The 25,507-nt window shown below is 42.7% G+C and carries 21 protein-coding genes; 13 read left to right on the top strand and 8 right to left on the bottom strand.

What is annotated here, in order from left to right:
• Positions 1-111: 111 nt before the first annotated feature.
• Positions 112-1,887, bottom strand: a complete 1,776-nt coding sequence (locus LPA49_RS11845; protein WP_036973529.1) for a DUF885 family protein — start codon at positions 1,885-1,887, stop codon at positions 112-114.
• A 518-nt stretch (positions 1,888-2,405) separates the two neighbouring features.
• Between LPA49_RS11845 and LPA49_RS11840 the strand changes: the two genes are divergently transcribed.
• The 12 genes from LPA49_RS11840 to LPA49_RS11785 all read left to right on the top strand — a co-directional run bounded on the left by LPA49_RS11840 (position 2,406) and on the right by LPA49_RS11785 (position 15,028).
• A complete protein-coding gene (locus LPA49_RS11840; RefSeq protein ID WP_036973756.1) occupies positions 2,406-3,392 on the top strand; it encodes a GGDEF domain-containing protein in 987 nt (328 codons plus the stop codon).
• Between the two features lie 114 nt (positions 3,393-3,506).
• Positions 3,507-4,262: a bifunctional demethylmenaquinone methyltransferase/2-methoxy-6-polyprenyl-1,4-benzoquinol methylase UbiE gene (gene ubiE, locus LPA49_RS11835; RefSeq protein ID WP_036973531.1), complete on the top strand. Its 756-nt coding sequence runs from the start codon at positions 3,507-3,509 to the stop codon at positions 4,260-4,262.
• A gap of 27 nt (positions 4,263-4,289) precedes the next feature.
• The gene (locus tag LPA49_RS11830; protein WP_036973533.1) at positions 4,290-4,895 is read left to right on the top strand and encodes an SCP2 domain-containing protein; all 606 of its coding nucleotides are present in this window, start codon (positions 4,290-4,292) and stop codon (positions 4,893-4,895) included.
• 17 nt (positions 4,896-4,912) lie between these two features.
• The gene (gene ubiB, locus LPA49_RS11825; protein ID WP_065979457.1) at positions 4,913-6,514 is read left to right on the top strand and encodes a ubiquinone biosynthesis regulatory protein kinase UbiB; all 1,602 of its coding nucleotides are present in this window, start codon (positions 4,913-4,915) and stop codon (positions 6,512-6,514) included.
• A 78-nt stretch (positions 6,515-6,592) separates the two neighbouring features.
• On the top strand, positions 6,593-6,829 hold the full coding sequence (gene tatA, locus LPA49_RS11820; RefSeq protein ID WP_036973536.1) for a twin-arginine translocase TatA/TatE family subunit: 237 nt from the start codon (positions 6,593-6,595) through the stop codon (positions 6,827-6,829).
• Between the two features lie 5 nt (positions 6,830-6,834).
• Positions 6,835-7,164, top strand: a complete 330-nt coding sequence (gene tatB, locus LPA49_RS11815; RefSeq protein ID WP_180311233.1) for a Sec-independent protein translocase protein TatB — start codon at positions 6,835-6,837, stop codon at positions 7,162-7,164.
• A gap of 48 nt (positions 7,165-7,212) precedes the next feature.
• The gene (tatC, locus tag LPA49_RS11810; RefSeq protein WP_036973540.1) at positions 7,213-7,953 is read left to right on the top strand and encodes a twin-arginine translocase subunit TatC; all 741 of its coding nucleotides are present in this window, start codon (positions 7,213-7,215) and stop codon (positions 7,951-7,953) included.
• Entirely contained in the window at positions 7,954-8,481 is a 528-nt protein-coding gene (locus tag LPA49_RS11805; protein ID WP_036973544.1) for a hypothetical protein, read from the top strand. It begins immediately after the preceding gene.
• Positions 8,481-9,263: a TatD family hydrolase gene (locus LPA49_RS11800; protein ID WP_065979458.1), complete on the top strand. Its 783-nt coding sequence runs from the start codon at positions 8,481-8,483 to the stop codon at positions 9,261-9,263. Before LPA49_RS11805 ends, LPA49_RS11800 begins: the two co-directional genes overlap by 1 nt.
• A gap of 1 nt (position 9,264) precedes the next feature.
• Positions 9,265-11,121: a diguanylate cyclase gene (locus LPA49_RS11795; protein WP_065979459.1), complete on the top strand. Its 1,857-nt coding sequence runs from the start codon at positions 9,265-9,267 to the stop codon at positions 11,119-11,121.
• A gap of 12 nt (positions 11,122-11,133) precedes the next feature.
• Positions 11,134-12,144, top strand: a complete 1,011-nt coding sequence (gene hemB / locus LPA49_RS11790) for a porphobilinogen synthase (protein WP_065979460.1) — start codon at positions 11,134-11,136, stop codon at positions 12,142-12,144.
• 133 nt (positions 12,145-12,277) lie between these two features.
• Positions 12,278-15,028 (top strand): ExeM/NucH family extracellular endonuclease, encoded by a 2,751-nt coding sequence (locus LPA49_RS11785; protein WP_065979461.1) that lies wholly within the window; start codon positions 12,278-12,280, stop codon positions 15,026-15,028.
• Positions 15,029-15,071: 43 nt separating this feature from the next.
• Here LPA49_RS11785 and LPA49_RS11780 read toward each other — a convergent pair whose 3' ends face one another.
• From LPA49_RS11780 to LPA49_RS11750, 7 genes are all read right to left on the bottom strand, one after another.
• Entirely contained in the window at positions 15,072-15,491 is a 420-nt protein-coding gene (locus tag LPA49_RS11780) for a hypothetical protein (protein ID WP_036973553.1), read from the bottom strand.
• A gap of 401 nt (positions 15,492-15,892) precedes the next feature.
• Entirely contained in the window at positions 15,893-17,980 is a 2,088-nt protein-coding gene (fusA, locus tag LPA49_RS11775; RefSeq protein WP_118844741.1) for an elongation factor G, read from the bottom strand.
• Positions 17,981-18,206: 226 nt separating this feature from the next.
• Positions 18,207-18,866, bottom strand: a complete 660-nt coding sequence (locus LPA49_RS11770) for a 3-oxoacid CoA-transferase subunit B (RefSeq protein ID WP_074989499.1) — start codon at positions 18,864-18,866, stop codon at positions 18,207-18,209.
• 11 nt (positions 18,867-18,877) lie between these two features.
• On the bottom strand, positions 18,878-19,585 hold the full coding sequence (locus LPA49_RS11765; protein WP_118844742.1) for a CoA transferase subunit A: 708 nt from the start codon (positions 19,583-19,585) through the stop codon (positions 18,878-18,880).
• A gap of 9 nt (positions 19,586-19,594) precedes the next feature.
• Positions 19,595-20,356, bottom strand: a complete 762-nt coding sequence (locus LPA49_RS11760; RefSeq protein WP_036973558.1) for a 3-hydroxybutyrate dehydrogenase — start codon at positions 20,354-20,356, stop codon at positions 19,595-19,597.
• A 4-nt stretch (positions 20,357-20,360) separates the two neighbouring features.
• Positions 20,361-21,551, bottom strand: coding sequence for a homoserine O-acetyltransferase (locus LPA49_RS11755; protein ID WP_036973560.1), 1,191 nt, complete (start codon positions 21,549-21,551; stop codon positions 20,361-20,363).
• Positions 21,552-21,560: 9 nt separating this feature from the next.
• Entirely contained in the window at positions 21,561-22,862 is a 1,302-nt protein-coding gene (locus tag LPA49_RS11750) for a GntP family permease (RefSeq protein WP_036973562.1), read from the bottom strand.
• 294 nt (positions 22,863-23,156) lie between these two features.
• Here LPA49_RS11750 and LPA49_RS11745 point away from each other — a divergent pair, with 294 nt between their 5' ends.
• Complete coding sequence (locus LPA49_RS11745) at positions 23,157-25,448, top strand: TonB-dependent receptor (protein WP_036973565.1); 2,292 nt, start codon at positions 23,157-23,159, stop codon at positions 25,446-25,448.
• Positions 25,449-25,507 lie beyond the last annotated feature (59 nt).

Genomic DNA, 25,507 nt, shown 5'->3' with positions numbered 1-25,507 from the left:
AGACTCCTGTGTGATGATGACGTCCTTGCAAATCATATAAGCAGTTTAAAATACGCGCAACAAACAAAAAAGGCGTGTTTTAAACACGCCTTTTTTAATCAGCTCAATTGCTTAGGCTCGCTTTGCTAATTCAGCCTTAATATAAAGTTGAATTTGCTCTTCAAGCACCGACATCGGCACAGAACCATGACGTAATATTTGGTGATGGAATTCACGCACATCAAAATCTTGACCCAGTGCTTGTTCAGCTTCATGGCGCAAGCGTTTTATCGTTAATTCACCGATTTTGTAAGACAGCGCTTGTGCTGGCCATGAGATGTAGCGGTCGGTTTCTGTTTTTACATTATGCAGTGAAAGCGCCGTGTTTTCGCTCATGAACGTCATCGCACGCTCACGACTCCAACCATACATATGCATCCCCGTATCAACGACTAAACGTGCAGCTCGCCACATTTCGTAAGTTAATCGACCAAAATCACTGTATGGGTCTTGGTAAAAACCGGCTTCAATACCTAAAAATTCAGAATATAGCCCCCAACCTTCACCAAATGCCGACAAATACGCATTACGACGATAGCTTGGTAGCGATTCCAGCTCTGAATTTAATGAAATTTGTAAGTGATGTCCTGGCACAGCTTCGTGCAGAGTTAACGCTTCAAGTACATACAAAGGACGTTTATCAAGCGCATAAGTATTGACCCAGTAATAGCCCGCTTGGTCGTCACGGCGTGATCCCGAATAACGCCCCGTGGTGTATTTAGGCGCAATGCTAGCTGGCACTGGTGCAACACCGTAAGGCATTCTTGGTAACGTATGGAATAGTTTAGGAAGCTGTGCGTCCATTTTTTTAGCAATGTAAGACGCTTCTTTTAATAATTCTTCAGGCGTTTTGGCATAAAACTGCGGATCTGTACGCAAAAAATGCACAAAGTCGGCAAAGCTGCCTTCAAAACCAACCTCTTTAATGATTTTATCCATTTCTGCACGGATACGCGCGACCTCTTGCAAACCCAATTCATGGATTTCTTTTGGCGTCATATCTGTTGTTGTGTAGTACTTCGCACGGTTTTCATAAAATGCTTTGCCGTTAGGCGTACTCGAAATACCAATCTCTTTACGAGCACCCGGTTGGTATTCGTTATTAAAGAAAGTCAGGTAGCCTTGGTATGCAGGAATCACCTGTTCTTTTATAATCTTTTGTGCCTGTTGTTGACGCTGTAAAAATTCGCTCTCACTGAGCCCTGCAGTATTTTTTAAAAAGGGTTTATAAAACTCAGATTGTGTCGCATCATCAACTATATATGCTGTAATCGAATCTTGATAACCCTCTAAAACGGCTTGCGGTTGCGTTAATCCAACCTCAAGGCCCTTACGCATCCAGCCAATGTTTTGCTGAAAAAAGCGGGGAATTTGCTGCAGTTTGGCAAGATAAACGTCGTAATCTTTCGCTTTCGTGTAATCGGAGCTTGAGATCATAAATGAGAGGCTCGAATGAAAGCCATATTCAGACGTTAACGGCATGTAGTGGGTATTAAACACATATTCATCAACACTATTTTGTACTTGGCCACGTAAAATCGTTAAATTTATACGATTTTCTTCCGACAATTTATCGCGGTCGATGGCATCTAGCTCTGCAAGGAGTTCGGTATTTTTTTGGTATTTTTGTTCTAAAAACTCAGCAGATAAATTTGCTAATAAATAACCATTAACGCCGTTTTCTTTACCATAAGGGCTGATACTTTCACGGTAATTGACCACATTTTCTGCAACCTGATTAAACTGCTGATCTGCATCAACAGTGGTTACCTGGCACGCACTTAAAGTACACGCTAAAGCAATGGCTATTAAAGAACGGTTTAACGTTCGCGATAGTGTTTGTTTCATAGGATTCTTATTCGTTTTAAACAATAGAGATAAAGTAGCGTAGCTCACACTAAAACCCAAACAAATGCGACCAAGCAGCGGTTTAATACGCTCAAATTAACATCACTATAAATGCATGAATGAGCAGGCTTTAAGCAATTTTTAATTACACTTGTTAAAGTTGCTGAGAAAATCAGCTATTAGACCCAAACGAAACAAATTTAAGTTCCAAAATTAGCGATTTTGCTTTTAAATAGACAGATTACAGATTACTGTAATACCCATTCGCTTAATTAAGTGATCCATTTTGAGGTACGGCAAACGTTTCGTTAATGAGTTCAACTCAGCAACTTTTCTGCTTTGATACAGCCGTAAAACAGACGCTTTTAACACAATTAGCGCCAAGTTTTATCTCTCGTGATTACGTGTTATGCGGGTTTATATAAGGTGCTTGGATGCAATTAAACCTTACGGAAGAGATGATTAATTGGTTGTTATGCGTATTTAGTGGTATTGAAAAAATGATGTTCCATGATTCCATGGCTATTGCTCAAGAAAAAATGACAAAGGTATGTATCTTTTTAGAACATCATGCATTACCGCCGTCACCACTTAATTACCAGGTTGTATATACATATGTCAGCCAGTCTAATCTAAAACTTAATGCCGCACTGGATCGCGCCATCGCGCAAAAAAAGCCGATCGACAGTATCTTTATAGAGCAACTGTATTTTGATTTTATGGAGCAAGGCCATAAAATGAAAACAGCGATTGTACGTAATGTTGATTCTGTTCTGGGCACACTAACGCGCAATGCAAACAATAATGAACAAAATATTGTTCGCTTTACTGAACAAATTAGTGATTGTGTACACGCCATTGACGAAAACAACTTAGAACAAACACGTCATGCGCTAAAAATGCTCAGTAAACAATCAGAACATTTACTGGCTCAACATCGCCAATTTAAACAAGAAATCGCAAAAGCCAAAGCACTACAAGATAAGACCCAAAAACAACTCACCCAACTTCGTAAACAGCACATCACCGATCAGCAAACTGGTTTGTATAAACGTCATTATTTAAATCAACAAACACAATTGTGGCTTGGTCAAAGAAAAGCGGTGTGCGCCATTGCGATTCAAATAGAAAACCTTGAGCACTTCATCAATAATTACGGTGATGTCATTGGCGAGGTGATCTTGAATAAGGTCGCCAAACAAGTGCAAAAATATGTCCTTGAAAGTGGTTTACCAGGGCGCACTGGCAAAGATGAATTTACTATTTTACTGGCTGATATTGAGCCTGAGACGGCTAATTTAATTGCTGAAAAAGTGCGTAATGGTGTTGAAAAGCTGCGCTTTATTAGTTCAAAGAATGGCACAAAACTACCCGCTATTCATCTTGCTTTAGGGATTGCTAAACATCAAGATGAAGACGACTTCAACAGCTTAGTCCGCAAAGCTTCGCTTGCTGCTGCGAAAGCAAAGTCACTAGGTCAAAGCAGTTTTATTGCCGGCCAATAAACCTGCGCTAAATCATAAAAGCCAATGCTAATCTGATGATTTAGTTATAATCAAATTGCACCCCACAGCTACAATCAAGTACACTAGTCTTTATTGCCACGATAGAGACAAATCATGAACGAGAATCAACAAAAGACCACGCATTTTGGCTATAAAACTGTTGCTGAAAACGACAAAGCATCTATGGTTGCAGATGTATTCCACTCAGTCGCTGCAAAATATGACGTTATGAATGATCTTATGTCGTTCGGTATTCATCGTTTATGGAAGCGTCAAACAATTGCCAGCTCTGGTGTTCGCAAAGGCCATTACGTATTAGACCTTGCAGGCGGTACTGGCGATTTAACGTCGAAGTTTAGCCAACTCGTCGGTGAAACAGGTCAAGTAATCTTGGGTGATATCAACTCTTCAATGCTAAAAGTCGGCCGTGAAAAGTTACGTAACCTAGGCCGAGTAGGCAATATTGAATACGTACAAATGAATGCTGAAGCGCTGCCATTCCCTGATAACAGCTTTGATTTAATCACCATCGCATTTGGTCTTCGTAACGTAACTGACAAAGACAAAGCGCTGCGCTCAATGTACCGCATCCTTAAACCAGGTGGTCGTTTACTCGTTCTTGAATTTTCTAAACCAGAACATGAAGCGCTCAGCAAAGCGTACGATTTTTATTCATTCAATATTTTGCCAAAAATGGGGCAACTAGTTGCAAATGATAGCGAATCTTACCAGTACCTAGCCGAATCGATTCGTATGCACCCAGACCAAGAAACGCTGAAAAGCATGATGGAAGATGCGGGCTTCGAACACACTAGCTATCAAAACCTCACCGGCGGTATTGTCGCCTTACACCGTGGTTTTAAATACTAAAATTAAACAGATTAAGTAGGTAACGCGATGTTAGCAAATGCTCTGTTATCACTGGTAGAACGAATCATTAATCATGTTTTGCAGCTAGACTCGTCTCTAAAGGACAACCTAGCGGCTATTTCAGACAAGCAATTACTGATTGAGATCCGTGATTGGCAACAGCGCATTTTATGCGTATACAGTGATGAGCAAATACACTTATATAGCACTGCAGAGCATCACTTCGACTGCATGATCAGTGCTGATATTGACACTCTGCTCACGCTGAAAAATCCAGCAATGCTAACCCAGTTAATCCGCCAAGATAAATTAGATTTACAAGGCGATTTACACATAGCTCAAGGCTTTAGTAATGCCTTTGCTGCACTTAATATTGATTGGCCAGAGCATTTTTCACGTTATATTGGCGACGCACCAGCACAGCAGCTATGGCTGTCTTTGCAAGCAATGAAACGTCACGGTGTGAACGTAAAAAATAAACTCGAAAATACACTGACCACCTTATGCCAAGACGAGCTTGCAGTGACAATTCACCCACTTGAACTGGCTGAGTTTAAGCAACAGAACCGCCAATTAAAGAACCAAGTGTCTCAACTCGAGATGCGAATAAACGCCTTATTAAAGTCATGCTAGTGCGCTAAGGATATTGTGTGTCAACTGCTCGTCTGTATTACATCACAAAAACATTACTGAGCTTCGGCTTAGACGAACTGATCCCACGTAAAAAAATACCTTGGTTTGCCACATTAGCGCGAGGCAGTTTATTTTGGTTACGCAATCAACATAAAGATAAACCTGCGGGGATGCGTTTACGCTTAGCCTTACAAGAGTTAGGGCCTGTGTGGATTAAGTTTGGGCAAATGCTCTCTACACGCCGCGATTTATTACCGCATGATATTGCGCTTGAACTGGCTTTGTTACAAGACCAAGTTGAGCCCTTCGAAGGAGAGCTTGCTCAGCAACTGATTGAAAAAGCGCTTGGTATAAATGACATTAGTGAGCTTTTTAATGACTTTTCGCAAACCCCTCTCGCGTCAGCATCCATTGCACAAGTGCATACGGCAACCTTGCTAGATGAGCATGGTGAAGAGCAAAATGTCGTTATTAAAGTTATTCGCCCTAATATTAAAGAGCAGATAGACGCCGACTTAATGCTGATGCAAAAGGTCGCTAAGCTCGTTGCAAAACTTTTAAAAGAAGCCAAACGTTTGCGCCCTATTGAGGTGGTAAATGAGTACAAGAAAACCTTACTAGATGAGCTCGACTTAATGCGCGAAGGCGCGAATGCCATTCAATTACGTCGCAACTTCGAGGGCTCAGATTCTCTCTATATTCCCTTTGTTTACAGCGATTATAGCCGCAGTAATGTCTTAGTTATGGAGCGTATTTATGGTATTCCTGTCTCTGATACCGAAGCGCTCCTTGCACAAAACACCAATATGCAATTACTCGCTGAACGCGGTGTCGAGGTCTTCTTTACACAAGTCTTCCGCGACAGCTTTTTCCATGCAGATATGCATCCGGGCAATATTTTTGTTTCTCGCGAGACGCCCCATAACCCTCAATATATTGGCATTGATTGCGGCATTGTCGGCACCTTAAATAGAGAAGATAAACGTTACCTTGCAGAAAACTTTATTGCCTTTTTTAATCGTGATTACCGCCAAGTAGCGCAGCTGCATGTTGATTCGGGGTGGGTCCCCGCAGATACCAGTATTGAAGAATTCGAGTTTGCGATTCGCACAGTATGTGAGCCCATTTTCAATAAACCACTGGCTGAAATTTCATTTGGTCACGTACTGGTTAATTTATTTAATACCGCACGTCGCTTTAATATGCAGGTTCAACCGCAATTGGTGTTATTACAGAAGACACTGTTATATGTTGAAGGTCTTGGCAGGCAACTTTATCCGCAGCTTGATCTGTGGAAAACCGCTAAGCCATTTTTAGAAGAATGGGTTAAAGAACAAGTGGGTCCGCTTGCAGTGATGAAAAAAATGTACGCGAACTTACCATTCTGGGCTGAAAAAATGCCTGAATTACCCGATTTAATCTATCAAAACTTAAAGCGTCATCAACAACCTGTACAATTGCCGCAGGAGTCGTCGTCAAAACCTCTGCTCCTGAGCATTTTTGCGGGCAGTTGCTTTATTGTGTCGGGACTGTGTTATTTACAGGATGACCTAATTGCAGCAGGCATCACAACAGGACTTGCTGTGGTTGGTTTTATTGCAGCTTGGCGCAGCGCATAAACTAAGTGCTATTTATGTTTTGGTGAGTATAATCAAAACAAGTACATTCAATCAATTTGATAAAATATGGAGTAACCCATGCTTAGTGGTATCAGTATTTGGCAATTAGTCATTATCTTAGCAATTATTGTATTGTTATTTGGCACTAAAAAATTACGTGGCATTGGTGGCGACTTGGGCAGTGCAGTAAAAGGCTTTAAAAAAGCCGTGTCTGAAGACGATAAAACCAGCAGCAACAACGAGCAGATCGAGCAAGCGTCTAATACGCAAAGCAAAGAGACCGCAGAAAAAAGCAAAGACGACCATAAGGTTTAATCAATATGGGGATGTGGGAACTTGTTGTCGTACTGATTGTAGGCCTAATTGTCTTAGGGCCTGAGCGCTTGCCTGTCGCAATACGCACCGTTAGTCGCTGGATGAAAACGCTTAAGTCAGTTGCCAACTCAGTGAAAGCTGAAGTAAACGAAGAACTCCGTGTCCATGAACTTCATGAAAACTTAAAAAAAGCAGAGCAGCAAAACTTAAAAGAGTTATCACCTGAACTGCAAGACTCTGTGAACGAACTGCAAAAAGCAGCACAGTCTGTCACCCACAGCTACAAAAAAGACAACCAAGAAGAAACGAAAGTTGAAAACAGTGAAAAAAAATGAAATTAATTTTTCTTTTAGTTGTCCATTTTAGAGAGTATTTATAACACTATGACTGAGCAAGCTCATTCAGGCTTTGTGGGCCATTTAATTGAGTTACGAAATCGACTCATGAAAGCGCTCCTAAGCACTTTGCTGGTATTTATCGTCTTGATATTTTTTATGTACGATATTTATGATTTTATATCTGCACCCTTAGTATCAAACTTACCCAGTAACACAAGCATGATTGCTACAGATGTTACTTCTGTTGTTATAGTTCCGATTAAACTTACTCTGTTTTTAGCTTTTTTAATTGCCATACCCATGATATTGCACCAAGTTTGGGGGTTTATCGCACCCGGCTTGTATCAAAATGAGAAAAAAATGTTAGTACCCATTTTGATTTCAAGTGTGTTTTTATTTTATGGTGGGGTCAGCTTTTGTTATTTCGTCGTGCTGCCAATGATACTGGCTTTTTTCACTGCAGCAGGTCCCGAGATGATGACCTTAGCCCCTGACATAGGCAGCTATCTAAGCTTTGTTATTAAGCTTTTCTATGCATTTGGCATTGCTTTTGAAATACCAGTTGCCATTATGCTGTTATGCTGGAGCGGTGCGACAACCACTAAAAGCTTAAAAGAGAAACGCCCATATATCGTGGTCGGTGTGTTCGTGGTAGCCATGTTCTTAACCCCACCCGATGTATTGTCACAAACATTATTAGCATTACCCATGCTGTTGTTATTTGAGTTAGGCTTAATTTTGGCTGCATTTTATACCGCCAAACCCCAACAGGAATCAGAGGAATAAATGAAAAAACAACTAATTCCCTTTATTGCACTACTTACAGTTGCAGGCACAACGCACGCTAACGAAATTAATATTCAAGCATTGCAAGCCTGTACTTTTGTTGAAAACGACTTTAATCGCTTGCTTTGTTACGACAACATTATGGCAGGTAAATCACTGACTAAACCTGCAGCAAACAAACAAATTGAAAAGCCTGTAACAAACGCCGCCGCAGTTTCGGCACCTGCTGTAGTTGCTTCATCAAACCAAGTTGTTAAGACAAAAAATGAAGATTTTGGTCTAGAGCACAAAGAAGCAACAAAAGACAATGATGATGAGATTAGTGCCGTCGTTAAAAGCGTTGAAAAAGCCGCGTATGGCGAGCTCATCATCGAACTGAAAAATGGTCAACAATGGCGTCAAATTGGCTCAGATAGTTTACGTCTAAAAGCCAATGACACAGTCGTGATTGAGCGCGGTATTTTTAATTCATTTTTATTGAAAGTTGAAGGTCAAAACCGCTCAATTCGTGTTAAGCGCACAAACTAATGAGCACACGGCTTGTTGATGCTGGCGTCAACTTAAGCAATCATCAATTTGATGATCGTCACGCCGCTGTCATACAGCGAGCTGAGGCTGCGGGTGTAACGCAAATGCTATTGATTGGCTGTGATTTACAAAGCAGCCATGACTCATTACAGCTTGCAAAGCAATTTAATCTGCTGTGTACCGCCGGAGTTCATCCCCACGATGCGAAAACAGCCACTGAGGCACTTGAGAGTGAGCTAAGCGCACTTGTTAACCATGCACAGGTGGTTGCTATTGGTGAATGTGGGCTCGATTACAATCGCGATTTTTCTCCACGTGATGTACAACGAAGCGTTTTAAGAAGACAGCTGGCACTTGCTGAAACACTTAACATGCCTGTTTATCTTCATGAGCGAGATGCCAGCGAAGATATGTTTCAGATTCTAGCCGATTACAACGTACGTGGCGTATTACATTGCTTTACAGGTGATGCATCAGCATTACAAAATTACCTGGCGCTTGGGCTTTATATTGGCGTTACAGGCTGGGTGTGTGATGAACGCCGTGGTGAACAACTACAGGCGCTTGTGCCCGACATCCCATTAGAACGTTTGCTTATTGAAACAGATGCCCCTTTTTTATTGCCAAGAACCATTAAGCCTAAACCTAAGTCTCGGCGGAACGAGCCACAGTATCTTACCTATGTATGCCAGCAAATTGCTGACTTAAAAGGCTGTGAATTTACTGAAGTGGCAAAACAAACTACACTAAACTTTCAGACATTATTTACCACAAAGGGTTAAAATGAAGCGCCTATGGTCACTATGTGGCGTACTCTTCGTTGTTTTATTCAGTCATTATTTAAAGGCTAACCCTATCGCCGTTAGCTCGCACTTTAAGTCTCAACAAATCATAAATGTTGAGTACACGCTCGAGCCTATTACTCAGCAACAAGCATTTATCAGTAAAGATATCGACTGGCAAAAAAATCAAGCTGACACTCTTAACTTGGGCTTAAACCTGACACCCTTGTGGCTAAAGGTATCGATAAAAAATACCTCCTTGAATGATCTCACTCTGATTCTCTCGATCGATAACCCACTTCTTGATGAAGTCAGTGTTTTTCATGTGCAAGGTAGGCACATTCTGTCAAAGACCAAAATTGGCGACGCACTGCCGCTTGCAAATCGGCAAATAAAGAATGAGTCCTTACTTGTTCCACTCATTTTGCCTAAAGCAAGTCATACGGAAGTATTTTTAAGAGTTGAGAATGAGGGCGGATTACGTGTCCCACTTAGTCTATGGGAGCCGTCTGAATACCTTAAATATAAAAGTAAATTTAACTTACTCTATGGATTATTAGTTGGTTTTATTCTTTCTTTGGCGATCACTAACCTCGTCCTGTACGGTTTTTCAAGACGCCGTTACTTTGCCTACACAGGTATTTTACTAACCTCATTATGGTTAACACTTGCTTATATATATGGTTTTGGGTATCGCTACTTACAACCGAGTGGTTTAACATTCCAGCAGTTGGCAATCCCGAGTCTATTTTTTATAAGTGGTGCGCTATTTGTTCCTATACAACGGTGTATTTTTAGCACTGATAATAAAACCCTGAGTCGCACTCAATATTGGTTAGCCTGGGCCATGATACTGATGACAGTATTAATGTGGTTTCTCCCTAAACATTTTGCACTCTCACTGTGTTTAATCAGCTTGCCTGTATTACTACTGGTGTTTTTCATCATTGCCATGAAGCAATTTAACCAGGCGTACAAGCAACCAAGCATTGCCTTCCTTATTGGTTTATCTGCATTTTTCTCTGCGATTATTTACAGTGGTTTAGGTGTCTTTAACCCATTTAATTTAAATATTGGTATGCTTTCTCTTACGTTTGTTTGCTTCTTAATTTGTAGTCTGAGCTTATGTTATGCCGTTATTAAATTATTCTTGATGCAACGTGATGCCGAAGTCGTGTCACAACAAAACGCATTAGCAGAGAGTAAAGCGCAAGATACCTTAATGCGGGAGCGCTTAGCCCTTCAAGAACAAGCTCGGCAAGATTTAGAGGCTAACATTGAAGAGCGAACATTTGAGCTGCAAGTTACCCTACGTGAGCTTGAAGACAAAAATCGTGAGCTTGAGCAGCTCAATATGGAAGATGCATTAACGAAAACGAAAAATCGCCGTTATTTCGATAAGAAATTAATAATGGATATTCGCCGCTCTCGCCGGGAACAAACCCCGCTTAGCGTCATTATGCTCGATATTGACCATTTTAAAGCAATTAATGACAATTTTGGCCACTTAACCGGTGACCAAACCATTCAAACGACTGCAAATATTATTAAAGAACACTTAAAGCGCCCTCTCGATGAAGTCGCCCGGTATGGTGGGGAAGAGTTTGTTGTACTCTTGCCTAACACCCCCCTTGAAGGTGCCCTAATAATTGCTGAACAAATACGCAAAGCCGCTGCTAACACTGATATAATAGTTGCCGGAACAACGATTAAATTTACACTCAGTGCCGGTGTTTTCAGCGCCGTTGCAGAAGACGTTAATAAACCAAGTTTATTCACAGACTATGCCGACAAAGCCCTTTATCACGCAAAGCAAACAGGCCGTAATCGCGTAGTAAGTTATCCTCTACCAGACTAGGAGTATAAAAGCATGGCCCAATCAGGACTCGATCTTTTCCCATATACACGTATGCGCCGTATGCGCCGTGATAATTTCTCTCGACGCCTTATGGCTGAAAACCAACTAACCGTGAATGATCTTATTTTCCCTGTTTTTGTGTTAGAAGGTAAAAACCGCCGTGAAGCCATTGAATCTATGCCGGGGATTGAGCGCCTTTCTATCGACTTATTGCTAGAAGAAGCCAAAGAGCTTGTTGAATTAGGTGTACCCGCTGTCGCGATTTTTCCTGTTACACCGAGTGATAAAAAATCACTGCTCGCTGAAGAAGCTTACAACCCAGATGCACTTGCACAACGCACTGTGCGTGCACTAAAAGAAGCATTTCCAGAGCTGGGTGTAATCACTGATGTTGCACTCGATCCATTCACTGTGCATGGCCAAGACGGCATTATTGATGACGAAGGCTATGTGATTAACGATGTGACAACTGAAATACTCGTAAAACAAGCACTTTCACATGCCGAAGCCGGTGCTGATGTCGTCGCCCCATCTGACATGATGGATGGTCGCATCGGTGCAATTCGAGAAGCATTAGAAGCGCAAGGCCATATCCATACTCGCATCATGGCGTATTCTGCTAAATACGCTTCAAGCTATTATGGACCATTCCGTGATGCGGTAGGCTCAGCAGGTAATTTAAAAGGTGCCGACAAAAAAACCTATCAAATGGATCCAGCAAATTCAGATGAAGCCTTGCGTGAAGTAGCGTTAGACCTACAAGAAGGTGCAGATATGGTGATGGTTAAACCTGGCATGCCATATTTAGATGTTGTACGTCGCGTGAAAGACGAGTTTGGCGTACCAACATTTGCGTATCAAGTGAGCGGTGAATATGCCATGCATAAAGCAGCCATTGATAATGGTTGGCTTGCAGAAGAGGCAATAATCATGGAATCTTTACTGGCCTTTAAACGTGCAGGTGCCGATGGCATCCTCACTTATTTTGCTAAACAAGCAGCAACGTGGTTAAAAAATAACTAACCTAAAGTAAATAGTCTAAAAAACAGTGATTATTTCACTTTTATTAACATTTTGTATTCAATTTGTCATAGATTTTCCTTAAAGTATTGTGTCCCAATTTGGGACTCTAATCATACATACACGGGAAAATATAATGATAAATACTAAATTAACGCCGCTCGCGCTTGTCATTGCAAGCCTGAGCGCGCCTGCCTCAGCCAACTTAATCATCTCAGAATACGTTGAAGGAAGCGCCAACAACAAAGCTGTTGAGCTTTACAACACGTCAAGCACTGAGTTATCACTCGATGGTTACACTATCTCATTGTATTCAAATGGAAATGGTGACTTAGCCTCTCCTAATAACAGCCTCACCTTAAGCGGTACCCTTGCTGCAAATGGCACATATGTGATTGCTAATGCAGGCGCTAGTGCAGAATTAATAGCAAAAGCAGATACAGATTCAACCATTACCTACTTTAATGGTGATGATGCGTTGGTATTAAGCAAAGACGGAGCAATTGTTGATAGCTTTGGTCAACTCGGTGTTGATCCAGGTTCAGCGTGGTCTGAGGGGGGAGTAACAACGGCTAATAAAACACTCCGTCGTAAAACGACTGTAACCACTGGCCGTACCGATGCAACGGCAGGCTTTAACCCAAGCGAAGAGTGGGAACAATTCGATCAAGACGATTTCAGCAACTTAGGCCTATATGGTGACAGCAGTGAACCAACACCTGAGCCAGAACCAGTAACACCACTTGTGTGTGGCGCAGAAAAAACCTTAATCAGCGCCATTCAAGGTGAAGGGGGTGATAGCCCACTTATTAACACTGAAGTAGAAGTTGAAGGCGTAGTCACTGCTGACTTCCAAGGTGATGATCAACTTAAAGGTTTCTTCATCGGCTCACTTGCGGCTGATATCGATGCAAACCCACTTACCTCTGAAGGCGTATTCGTTTATTTCGCTGATACTGATGTGACTGTTGGTGACCACGTACGTGTTAAAGGCAGCGTGGCTGAATACTACAGCGCAACACAACTGGGTGATGTTAGCCAAGTAGAAATTTGTGCGACAGGTTTAACTACCGACGCTACGGCTATCACCTTGCCAGTTGCTGACGTTGCAGACCTTGAAGCTTACGAAGGTATGCTCGTTACCCTCTCTCAACCACTTGTCGTTAATAACAACTATGGCCTTGGCCGCTACGGCGAAGTTGACTTAGGTACTGAGCGTTTATACCAAGGCACGCAAGTTGCGCTCCCAGGTGATGCTGCGAATGCAATTGAAGCTGAAAACCTGAAGAAGCAAATCTTAATTGATGATGGTTCAACCAAACAAAACCGTGATCCAATTGCTTATCCTGGCACGGGCCTCGATGCTTATAATACTCTGCGTTTAGGCGATACAGTAAATTCTATCACCGGTGTAATGGGTTACAGCTTTGACCGTTACCGTATTCACCCGACTGTGCAACCTAGTTTTACAGCAACAAATCCACGTGCAGACGCTCCTGAGCTGGCCGAAGGTGCAGATTTACGTGTTGCTAGTTTCAATGTACTGAACTACTTCAATGGTGATGGCCAAGGTGCAGGTTTCCCTACTAGCCGCGGTGCAGACAGTGAAGAAGAGTTTATTCGTCAACAAGCGAAAATCGTCAGTGCAATCACTGCAATTCAGGCAGATGTGATTGGCTTAATGGAAATCGAAAACGATGGCTTTGGTGAAAATAGCGCTATCGCCAGCCTAGTCGCAGCACTCAATGATGAAGACGTAAACAACAGTTATGCTTTTGTTGACTTTAACGTCCCACAAGTAGGCACTGACGCGATTACAACGGCAATTATCTATCGTGCAAATAAAGTAACCGAGGTTGGCACAGCCGCGCATACTACGGTTGCACCATTTGATTACAGTAATCGTCCGCCAATTGCACAAAGTTTTAAATCGCTAGAAACAGAAGAGGTTTTCACTGTTGCTGTTGCGCATTTAAAATCAAAAGGTGGCTGTGGCAGTGCCGAAGGCAATAATGCAGATTTAGGCGATGGCCAAGCATGTTGGAATGAAATTCGAGTTGCGGGTGCCAATGCCTATGCAGATTGGTTAGCCACTCATCCTACGGGTGTCGCAGATGACGATGTCATTTTGGTTGGCGATATGAACGCTTATGCCATGGAAGACCCTATCCGTGCATTTGCAGACAAAGGCCTTAAGAGTGCTGTTACAGAGTTAGATGGTAACACATTAGGTTATTCTTATAGCTTCTCTGGTCGTATTGGTAGCCTTGATCATGCATTAGTATCTGAATCACTGCTTGGTAAAGTAGTTGCAGCGACAGATTGGCATATCAATGCCGATGAGCCAATTAGCTTAGACTATAATCTTGAATACAAGTCATCAACTCAACAAGCAAGCCTCTATGCAGACAATGCTTATCGAGCATCGGATCATGACCCAGTCATCATTGATATTAAATCAGAGCCAGCACCAGAGCCTATTCCTGAGCCACAAGCCCCAGTGATAAGCCCAGAGCAAGCTTTTGAAGTACTTGAAAATAGCGCGATTGGTACTGTCATTGGCCAACTTGAATTCAGCGATGCTGATGCTGAGTATACGCCTGTTGTAAAATTCATTGTTTCTGGTGAAAACGCAGATGCGATATCAATCGACGCACTCGGTCAAATCAGCCTTACGAAAGAACTTGATTATGAGTTCGAAAATAAACTAACACTTATGATCCGCGCTGAAGATAGCGCAGGTAACTTATCGGAAGCGCAACTACTTTACATCAATGTGAAAAATGATGAAGCTGACGATGAAGACGAAGACGATTCTGGCTCATTTGGCTGGCTGAGTTTACTTGCTTTACCTTTCGTGGCTGTACGCCGCCGCTTTAAAGCATAAACATTAAAAAGGCCGCAATTGCGGCCTTTATTCATCCTGCGATTTAAGCCTTACACTCTACATGTGCCTTAAATGTACTAGAGCCTTTGTTTACTTTATACAACTTCGTAATTGCTAATTGCTGCTCTTCATTAATTTGCCAATTACTAAAATGGTATTTTTCACCATTCTCAAGGCTAATCTTAAACACCGTAAGAAAGGCCACTTTCTTAAACTCAATGGCTTTAATCTCTTCAGCATTTATATAACGCTTACCAAAACCACGAGAATAGCAAATGCCTGCTTTGTAGCAGTGTAAAAAACGGATCTGCAAAAAGTTTAATACCGTGATAAACAGTAAAACTGGCAAAATAAACATCAGTAATGACGTACCAATAATGTTAACACTAAATGCAACAAGACTAGCCAGCACTAACTTGCTTCCCTGTACGGTCCAATTTGGACTTAACTTAATCGTTTTCATGAGAATATATCTTTAATTTTTAATAAAAATAAGCAGGACTTTTAATACAAAATGATTAACTAATCATTCGCAAGGCAATTCTACACCGTTCAAAAAAGGTACACAAGGTACAGAATAAGACTTTTAGACTAGAACAAAATGATTAATTCACAACTTACTAAAAAGCATAGCTTTTTAGATTAAAAATAAATTTGTACAAAAATCATGCACATCAAACCACTTAGTACTTATTTGGTAATTATGAAAATAAAACCAATACTAAAAGTCGTGATCATATTGGGAACATTAATAAAGAAGCACTGAATAGAAGATTAATTTAGATGTGTTATTTGTAATCGTGCTTGGCGGGCAATAAAAAACCCGCAACAAGTGCGGGTTTTTTTAAGAAGTTAAAAGGCTAATTACTTAGCAGCTTTTTTCTCTTTTTCTGCAGCGATTACAGTTTCAGCTACGTTTTGTGGACATGGTGCGTAGTGTGAGAACTCCATAGAGAACTGACCACGACCAGACGTAATAGTACGTAAGTGACCGATGTAACCGAACATTTCAGAAAGTGGTACTTCACCCTTGATGCGAACGCCCATTGCGCCTGCTTCTTGGTCTTTGATCATACCACGACGACGGTTAAGGTCACCGATTACGTCACCTACGTTGTCTTCTGGTGTGAACACGTCAACTTTCATGATTGGCTCAAGAAGTTGTGCACCCGCTTTAGGGATAGACTGACGGAAAGCGCCTTTAGCAGCGATTTCGAACGCGATTGCTGATGAGTCAACTGCGTGGAAAGCACCGTCGAAAAGTTCTACTTCAACGTCTAATACTGGGAAGCCAGCTAGAACACCTTCATCCATCATAGACTTAAAGCCTTTCTCAACTGCAGGCCAGAATTCCTTAGGAACGTTACCACCAACAACTGAAGACGTGAATGTGAAACCTGAGTTAGGCTCACCTGGCTTGATGCGGTAATCAATTTTACCGAATTGACCAGAACCACCAGATTGTTTCTTGTGCGTGTAGCTATCTTCGATTTCTTTCGTGATAGTTTCACGGTAAGCAACCTGAGGTTGACCAACAACTAGGTCTACGCCGTAAGTACGCTTAAGGATATCTACTTTGATATCTAAGTGAAGCTCACCCATACCTTTAAGGATGGTTTCGCCTGAATCTTCGTCAGTTTCAACTTGGAATGAAGGATCTTCTGCAACCATCTTACCGATCGCGATACCCATCTTCTCGTTACCGCCTTTGTCTTTAGGCGCAACAGCGATTGAGATAACTGGATCAGGGAAGATCATCGCTTCAAGTGTACATTCGTGCTTAGGATCACAAAGCGTGTGACCAGTTTGAACGTTCTTCATACCAACAACAGCGATGATGTCACCCGCTTGCGCTTCAGAGATCTCGTTACGGTCGTTAGCTTGCATCTCAACCATACGGCCGATACGCTCAGTTTTACCTGTTGCTGAGTTAAGTACTGTGTCACCTTTTTTCATACGACCTGAGTAGATACGGATGAATGTAAGTGCACCGAAACGGTCGTCCATGATTTTGAACGCTAGCGCTTTAAGTGGCTCATCAGCAGAAACTGTTGCTACTTCACCTGTCGCTTCACCTGTTTCTGGATCAGTTAGAGGCTGTGGATCAACTTCTGTAGGCGCAGGTAGGTAATCTACAACCGCGTCTAGTACTAATTGCATACCTTTGTTTTTGAATGCAGAACCACAGAACGTTGGGAAGAACGCAAGATCACGAGTACCTTTACGGATACAACGCTTGATTTCTTCTAATGAAGGCATTTCACCTTCCATGTACGCTTCCATTAGCTCATCGTCTTGCTCAACAGCAGACTCGATTAGCATCTCATGGTATTCTTCAACTTTGTCTACCATGTCAGCTGGAACGTCTTGTACTTCGTAGTTTTCAGGAAGACCTGTCTCGTCCCAAACGTATGCTTTTTTCTCAAGTACGTCTACAACACCACAGAATTGGTCTTCGATACCGATTGGTAAAGTCATAACTAGTGGGTTAGCACCAAGTACTTTTTCTACTTGACCAACTACGCGGTAGAAGTCAGCACCCATACGGTCTAGTTTGTTTACGAAGATTACACGTGCAACTTCTGATTCGTTCGCATAACGCCAGTTAGTTTCTGACTGTGGCTCAACACCACCAGAACCACAGAATACACCGATACCACCGTCTAGTACTTTAAGTGAACGGTATACTTCTACTGTGAAGTCAACGTGTCCCGGAGTATCGATAACGTTTAAGCGGTGGCCTTTCCACTCACAAGTTACAGCTGCTGATTGGATTGTAATACCGCGCTCAGCTTCTTGTTCCATGAAGTCAGTAGTAGACTCACCGTCGTGTACCTCACCAGTCTTATGAATTTTACCCGTAAGCTTAAGGATACGCTCAGTGGTGGTAGTTTTACCCGCGTCAACGTGGGCGAAAATACCAATATTTCTGTACTTCGATAAATCTGCCATTATTTTACTCTTAATAAAGTCGAAAAATTATTCGGCGGGAGTATAGCATTACTTAAAGCGAACATCACCATAGAAGTCGCTTAAAATGCAATCAATTTTATAAAATTTTTATATGCAAAGGATAAGCGGCACTTTTTAAAGTGCCGTTAAAGTGATGTTAAGGTGCCAAGGAGTCATTTTATGTCTCCAAAAATAAAAAGAGATTCGAAATAATGCGAAAAAACGCCTAATCAAATGCCATCTCAGGAATCTCACCCGAGACAATAAGTTTGCCTTGTGTCTTTGCAATAATCTCATCAACCGAAACACCTGGGGCACGCTCTAATAAATGAAATGCACCGTCTTTAATTTCTAATAACGCTAAATCGGTGATCACTTTATTAATACAACCAACACCAGTGAGCGGTAAACTACACTCTGTTAGTAGCTTTGATTCACCGTGTTTATTGGCGTGCGTCATGGTGCAAATAATGTTTTTAGCACCGGCCACTAAATCCATTGCGCCTCCCATGCCTTTAACTAACTTTTTCGGGATCATCCAACTGGCAATGTTACCGTTTTGGTCAACTTCAAAGGCACCCAGTACCGTTAAATCAACATGCCCACCGCGGATCATGGCAAAGCTTTCTGCAGAGTTAAAAATAGCCGCCCCCGTTGCCGCAGTGACCGTTTCTTTACCGGCGTTGATCATATCGGCATCAACTTGGTCTGCGCTTGGGTAGGGCCCCATACCGAGCAAGCCATTTTCTGATTGCAGCATCACTTCGATGCCATCAGGGACATAATTCGCGACTAAGGTTGGAATACCAATGCCTAAATTAACGTAGTAACCGTCTTGTAATTCCATCGCCACGCGTTTAGCGATTTGTTCTCGTGATAATGCCATCTGCGTGCTCCTTATTGACTCTCTTGCTTAGTGGTAACTTTCTCGATGCGTTTTTCAAATTCACCTTTAATCACGCGGTCAATATAGATACCCGGTGTGTGAATTTGACTTGGCTCAAGCACCCCTGGCTCAACGATTTCTTCAACTTCAAGAACCGTAATTTTGCCCGCGGTTGCCGCCATCGGGTTAAAATTCATTGCCGTATGTCGATAAATACAATTGCCGTAACGGTCTGCTTTCCACGCTTTTACTATCGCAAAGTCACCCGTAATACTTGGCTCTAATAAATAATCGCGACCATTAATATTGCGGGTTTCTTTACCCTCAGCGACCGGTGTACCCACACCCGTCGCGGTATAAAATGCAGGAATACCCGCACCACCAGCACGCATTTTTTCAGCTAAGGTGCCTTGCGGTGTGAGCTCAACCTCAAGCTCACCGTTTAATAATTGCTGCTCAAATAACGCGTTTTCGCCGACATACGAGGCCACCATTTTGCGGATCTGCTTGTCTTCGAGCAACACACCTAAGCCAAAACCATCTACGCCGCAGTTATTCGACACCACGGTTAAATCACGCGTGCCTTGACGTTTAATTTCAGCAATTAGACCTTCGGGAATACCACATAAGCCAAAGCCGCCAGCGATGACAGTCATGCCATCTTCAAGGCCTGCCATAGCATCACTATACGTTGTTACTACTTTATCAAAACCAGCCATGGGCTCCTCCTATTGTGCTGTCCAACCGCCATCAATGGCGATTGCTTGCGCAGTAATGTTTCTTGCTGCATCCGCCATTAAAAAGCTCACGGTATGCAGTATTTCATCTAAGCCGATAAATGCCTTTTTCGGCATAGGAGCAAGCATAATGGTGTCGATCACTTGCTGCTCAGAAATGCCATGTTCTTTCGCTTGAGACGCTATTTGCTGCTCCACCAGCGGGGTTTTCACATAGGCCGGACACACCGTATTAATCGTGATGTTGGCATCGCCAGTTTCGAGTGCCATGGTTTTTGCAAAGCCAATTAAGCCATGTTTTGCGGCGATATAAGCCGACTTATACTTAGAGGCGACCATGGCATGAATTGAGCCAATGTTAATGATGCGACCAAAATCTTGCTTACGCATACGCGGCAATACCGCTTTGGTCATCATTGCCGGACCAACAAGCATTACCTGTTGTAAAAACTGCCATTTATCTGCCGGAAAGTCTTCAAGCTTGGCAACATGCTGGATACCCGCATTATTAATAAGAACATCAATCGGCTGATTTAGCTCAGTGAAAAATTGCTCTATCGCAGTGCTGTCTGCCACATTCAGTGCATAGCCTTCAGCGCTGCCGCCTTGCTCTACAATTCCTGCTGCTGCTTGCTGCGCCGCATGTTGATTTAAATCAGTGACAATAATGGTATGCCCTTGCATCGCAAGTTGCTGGGCAATATACAGCCCAATACCACTGGCAGCACCGGTAATTAAAACTGTTTTGCTCATCGGGTTACTCCTCTAAAAACTCACTGATAAGCTGCGCCTTAGGCGCAATTGAGAACAGGCCATCAAGGTGCCCCCAACCGCCTTCGATTTCAGAAAGCGTGACATCTTTACCTTGCGCTTTCATGGTTTCATACACAGCGCGCATGTTTTCAGGGCGTAGCAATAAGTCGTTACTTGCAGGAAGCAGTAAGGTTTTTGCAGATACGTTTTTAAGTGCACTGGTTAAATCACTTTGCATACCCGCCGTAAATAATTGTGATGCCCGGACCAAATACAATACATGGTTCGCATCTTGAGTTTGCGCACGCGCCATTGCACGCTGTGCAAGCACTTGGTTTAATTTAGGCAAAGTGCGAATGTCTTTTAATGCCCCGTCATCTAGAACGTTAAAATCTGGGAAACTGGCATTGTAAATAATCGGGTGCATTGCATCTTGAGTGATATTGAGCATGGTTGCAGCAAGCCCCTCTAACGGGCGCTCTTTGCCATAGTAATTACCTTGTTGCCAATTTTTATCAAGGCGAATTGGTAAAGCCCATTTTTCAAGTGCTGCGACAGTCCATGCGTCCATCGTTGCCGCACCAATAACATGAATTAAACGCTCTACTTTATCGGGGTAACGTGTTGCCCATTCAAGCGCTTGAAACGAGCCCATAGATGCGCCCATTACTGCATGTAATTTATTAATGCCTAGGCTGTCTAATAAACGCTTTTGCACATTAACAAAGTCAGTGATTGTCACAACAGGAAAATCCAAACCATAGGGTTTACCCGTTTTTGGGTTAATCGATGCTGGACCTGTGGTGATCACATTAGAATCGTGCCAATTCGCATTCACTAAGGTGTCTGAACTGATCACAAAATATTTATTAGTATCAATCGCCTTACCTGGGCCGATGATCGCATCCCAATACCCTGGTAATGCATCATCTGCTTTATATTTACCTGCAGCATGTGAGGTACCCGAAAAATAATGGGTAATTAAAATCACATTATCTTTGTTGGCATTTAATTTACCGTAACTTTCCCAACCAATATCGACTTTAGGTAAAGTCACGCCAGAGACAGTGGTAAAGTCCTTTGTCGTAAAATGCTGTTTTTCTACCAGCATTGTCTGAGGTGGTGTGTTATCAGCAGCAAACGCTGTGCAACTAAATACAACCAACCATAGCAACATTATTAATTTAGTTTTCATTGCTGTTCCTTAAAATAAAATAAAGAGTCCAAGTGCCAATGCCACACCTATGAGCGGAATAACCGCTGTTAGCGCTGCCATTGACCAATAAGCGCGTTGATGCGTTTCTTTACAGATAGCGCGTATGGTCGTTACCACATAGCCATTATGCGGCAAGGTGTCGAGTGCGCCCGAGCTAATTGCCACCACACGGTGTAGTTGCTCTGGGTTCACACCCATATCTAAATACCCAGGTGCGACAAGGGGTAATGCAATGGCTTGCCCGCCAGAAGCCGAACCAGTTAAACCCGCAATGACACTCACGGCAACCGCAGCCCCTACAAGTTCATTACCAGGCATATGCGTCATTACATCCACAGCAGCAGTAAACGCAGGTGACACCTTAGCCACCGCACCAAAACCAACAACTGCTGCGGTATTACCAATGGCGACCAATGCCCCGGTTGTGCCCACATTAATGGCATTCCCCATATCGTGAAAATGCTTAAAGTTAATAATCACAATACTTAACACCCCTCCCAGCAACGCAACGATCAATGCTGTTTGCTGTAACACATCGTGTAAAGTAAATGATAAAAGCAGTACCACAATCAAAGGGATCACACCCGTAATTGGGTGCGGGCGACGGCGTTCAATTATTACCGGGTCGTCATCACGCGCTTCAAAAGTTTCGCCATTAGCCACCGCTTTTTTGATCATTTTGTTTAACCAAAAATACCCTGCTATAGCCATGAAAATAGCCACCACTAAACTCACTTCCCATGCAGCATAAGGCGAGGTACCTAAGTGCTTCACGGGGATCCAGTTTTGGATTTCAGGTGAACCAGCCGAGGTCATGGTAAAGGTCACTGAGCCAAATGCGAGGGTCGCTGGAATAAAACGGCGCGGTAAATTGGCATCTTTAAACAAACTAAGTGCCATTGGGTAGACAGAAAACGCTACGATAAACACGCTAACGCCACCATACGTTAATACAGCACACGCAATCACCACAGCAAGCACCGCGTGCTTCATGCCTAGTTTACCCACAATATAACTTGCCACACTGTCTGCCGCACCCGTGTCTTCCATAAACTTACCGAATAAAGATCCCAGCAAGAACATAAAGAACCACGCACTTAAGAAACCAGCAAAGCCGTCCATATAGGCATTGATAAAGTTTGAGTCAGCCGACACAGGAAAAATAGCCATGCCACTACTGAGTGCGACAAGTAGCGCACAGATTGGCGCGGCAATAAATAAATTTACCCCACGCAACGTTAAAATGATCAGCAGTATTAAACCGCCTAACAGTCCTATCATGCTCAGCATAGACATTCCTATAATTATTGTTATTAAACAGATGAGGTGACATCGGAATAATGCATTCAGTCTTACCTTAAGCGCCAAAAAAAGACATAACACTAAGGTACTATCTGCTTTAAAAATAGCTTAAAAGCTTGATAAATAAAGGCCTATAGCGGGTATAGCACTATGGTACTAATTCATTTTTCGCAACTATCTTCTACATTAACTGACAGGTGACACGGGCAAATATTATGAGTCTTAGGCAACATCATCGTGAGTGGCCACAAGACAAATGACAACAATAACAAGGAATACAACATGATAAAGCTTAACCCAAAAGTCGCGCCACTTACTCTGGCAGTCTCCCTTGCTTTAGCAGGTGTGAATGCGCAAGCAGCTGATCAAGCAGAACCTGCAGCCAAGAAAGGTGAACTTGAACGCATTCAGGTAACAGCGCGTAAAACCGTTGAAAACCTACAAGAAGTACCTGTTGCAGTGACCTCAATTGGTGCTGAAGAGCTGGCTGAAAATGGCATATCAGTGATGACCGAAGTTCAGCAGTTTTCACCTAACACCACACTACAAGCAAGCCGTGGTACTAACTCAACCATTACTGCATTTATTCGTGGCGTAGGTCAGCAAGATCCACTGTGGGGCTATGAGCCTGGTGTCGGTATCTATATTGACGACGTCTATTTAGCGCGTCCACAAGGTGCGGTACTCGACCTACTAGACGTACAACAAATCGAAGTACTTCGTGGTCCACAAGGGACGCTGTATGGTAAAAATACCATTGGTGGCGCAATTAAGTATGTCACCAAAGAAATGAGCGGCGATGCCATGTTAAATGTGCAGGGCACAGTGGGTAGCTACAACCAAAAGGACCTTAAAATCACAGGTCAACTGCCTATTGTTGACGAAAAACTGTATGTGGGCTTTGGGTTTGCTACATTAAACCGTGATGGCTTTGGTGAGTTTTTAACCTCAGCACTTGATAACCAAGACCGCGAAAACTACAACAAAGATGTCACTGCAGCTCGTGTTACATTAGAATACACACCAACAGATGACTTATTCTTCCGCTTAGCGTGGGATAAAACAGAAGATAAATCGAACGCCAAAGGCGGCTACCGTTTACTACCAAGCTTACTCACGGATGCGCCAGTCCCCGACAGCGTATACGACTCATACACCAGCTTACCAACATGGAATAAAGTAGAGCTTGAGGGTTACAGCTTAACTGCACGTTGGGATATGAGCGACCGCACCAGTGTTAAATACATCGGTTCGAGCCGTGAAAGTTATTCACCAACCAATATTGACTTTGATAACACCTCACTGCCTATTTTTGACGTACCGGCTATTTACGATGACGAACAAACGACACACGAAATTCAACTAAACCATCAAGGCGATAACTACAAGTTGGTGTCAGGCCTTTACTATTACGATGGTGAGTCATGTGGTCAATTTGAGGCTATTTTAGGTGTGTTAGGTCAAAGCTTAGGCGCTGCGGGATTAACGCGTGAAGTAAGCGGCTGTAGTAATTCAAATAGTAAAGCAGCCTATATACAAGGCTCGATTGATTTGAGTGAAAAATGGTCAATGACATTAGGTGCGCGCTACACCAAAGACAGCAAAGAGGCCATTGTTAACAACGGCCTTGTATTTGACATTGTTTATCCTGAATCAGACTGGATCCCAGGTTATGTGCGCCCAGAAGGCCAGCTAGTCCCTACCGTACTTGATGATGAAGAAGAGTGGTCACGCTTTACACCTCGTGCAGGTGTTGAGTACCAATACTCAAACGACATTATGTTCTTCGCAAGTTATGCGCAAGGCTTTAAATCAGGCACATTCAACCCGCGTGCAACAACCGCAGAGCCAGCTGCACGACCAGAAATTGTTGATTCTTTCGAAATGGGTATGAAGAGCGAATGGAACAATAACTTACGTGCAAACGTCACCGTATTTACCCTTGATCATAAAGACCGCCAATATATTTCTGTACTACCGGGCGACAGTGCAGCTGATTTAAACCAACGTTTAGGTAACATTGGTGAATCTAAATCAGACGGTATTGAGCTTGAACTTAATTACGTAGCAACAGAATCACTCAGCTTTGATGCCTCAGTCGGTTATATCGACAGTAGCTTCGACAATGTTATTGATTACAATCCTGAAACAGGTGAAGCATTTGACAAGTCAGACCGCTTTAGCGTTTCAAATACGCCTGATTTAACCTTTAATTTAGGTGCAACATACCGTATGTACACTGAAATGGGTGACTTTGTCGTCAATGGTAATTACTACTACCGTGGTGATTATGCACTGTTCGAAGAAGACAGCCTATTAACGCAAGATGCTTACGGTATCTTCAACATGGGTGTGACATGGTACAGCACTGATGGTCATTGGACGGCGGGTCTTTACGGTAAAAACTTAACCGACGAAGAGTACATGATTGGGGGTTACCAATTCGTAGCACCTGATCCGAGCGACCCTACCGATACTAGCAAATACACCCCAGGTTTAGGGGGTGATAATACGCTAATCGGTTACTACGGCGACCCTCGCACTGTCGCTTTCACCGTAGGTTACCGTTTCTAAATCCTTGTGTGAGAAAGGTTTGCCTGATACTTCCCCTCAGGCAAACCTTGTTTCCAACT

The sequence above is a fragment of the Pseudoalteromonas sp. MB41 genome (genome assembly GCF_020966275.1).
GTDB lineage: Bacteria > Pseudomonadota > Gammaproteobacteria > Enterobacterales > Alteromonadaceae > Pseudoalteromonas > Pseudoalteromonas lipolytica.
The sequence above is the reverse complement of the archived record's forward strand: the minus strand, read 5'-3'. Positions and strand labels throughout refer to the sequence as shown.

Excerpts from the sequence above, each read along its gene's own strand:
- LPA49_RS11845 (WP_036973529.1), bottom strand. The coding sequence starts at position 1,887 with ATGAAACAAACACTATCGCGAACGTTAAACCGTTCTTTAATAGCCATT.
- LPA49_RS11840 (WP_036973756.1), top strand. The coding sequence starts at position 2,406 with ATGGCTATTGCTCAAGAAAAAATGACAAAGGTATGTATCTTTTTAGAA.
- ubiE (WP_036973531.1), top strand. The coding sequence starts at position 3,507 with ATGAACGAGAATCAACAAAAGACCACGCATTTTGGCTATAAAACTGTT.
- LPA49_RS11830 (WP_036973533.1), top strand. The coding sequence starts at position 4,290 with ATGTTAGCAAATGCTCTGTTATCACTGGTAGAACGAATCATTAATCAT.
- tatA (WP_036973536.1), top strand. The coding sequence starts at position 6,593 with ATGCTTAGTGGTATCAGTATTTGGCAATTAGTCATTATCTTAGCAATT.
- tatB (WP_180311233.1), top strand. The coding sequence starts at position 6,835 with ATGGGGATGTGGGAACTTGTTGTCGTACTGATTGTAGGCCTAATTGTC.
- tatC (WP_036973540.1), top strand. The coding sequence starts at position 7,213 with ATGACTGAGCAAGCTCATTCAGGCTTTGTGGGCCATTTAATTGAGTTA.
- LPA49_RS11805 (WP_036973544.1), top strand. The coding sequence starts at position 7,954 with ATGAAAAAACAACTAATTCCCTTTATTGCACTACTTACAGTTGCAGGC.
- LPA49_RS11800 (WP_065979458.1), top strand. The coding sequence starts at position 8,481 with ATGAGCACACGGCTTGTTGATGCTGGCGTCAACTTAAGCAATCATCAA.
- LPA49_RS11795 (WP_065979459.1), top strand. The coding sequence starts at position 9,265 with ATGAAGCGCCTATGGTCACTATGTGGCGTACTCTTCGTTGTTTTATTC.
- hemB (WP_065979460.1), top strand. The coding sequence starts at position 11,134 with ATGGCCCAATCAGGACTCGATCTTTTCCCATATACACGTATGCGCCGT.
- LPA49_RS11785 (WP_065979461.1), top strand. The coding sequence starts at position 12,278 with ATGATAAATACTAAATTAACGCCGCTCGCGCTTGTCATTGCAAGCCTG.
- LPA49_RS11780 (WP_036973553.1), bottom strand. The coding sequence starts at position 15,491 with ATGAAAACGATTAAGTTAAGTCCAAATTGGACCGTACAGGGAAGCAAG.
- fusA (WP_118844741.1), bottom strand. The coding sequence starts at position 17,980 with ATGGCAGATTTATCGAAGTACAGAAATATTGGTATTTTCGCCCACGTT.
- LPA49_RS11770 (WP_074989499.1), bottom strand. The coding sequence starts at position 18,866 with ATGGCATTATCACGAGAACAAATCGCTAAACGCGTGGCGATGGAATTA.
- LPA49_RS11765 (WP_118844742.1), bottom strand. The coding sequence starts at position 19,585 with ATGGCTGGTTTTGATAAAGTAGTAACAACGTATAGTGATGCTATGGCA.
- LPA49_RS11760 (WP_036973558.1), bottom strand. The coding sequence starts at position 20,356 with ATGAGCAAAACAGTTTTAATTACCGGTGCTGCCAGTGGTATTGGGCTG.
- LPA49_RS11755 (WP_036973560.1), bottom strand. The coding sequence starts at position 21,551 with ATGAAAACTAAATTAATAATGTTGCTATGGTTGGTTGTATTTAGTTGC.
- LPA49_RS11750 (WP_036973562.1), bottom strand. The coding sequence starts at position 22,862 with ATGCTGAGCATGATAGGACTGTTAGGCGGTTTAATACTGCTGATCATT.
- LPA49_RS11745 (WP_036973565.1), top strand. The coding sequence starts at position 23,157 with ATGATAAAGCTTAACCCAAAAGTCGCGCCACTTACTCTGGCAGTCTCC.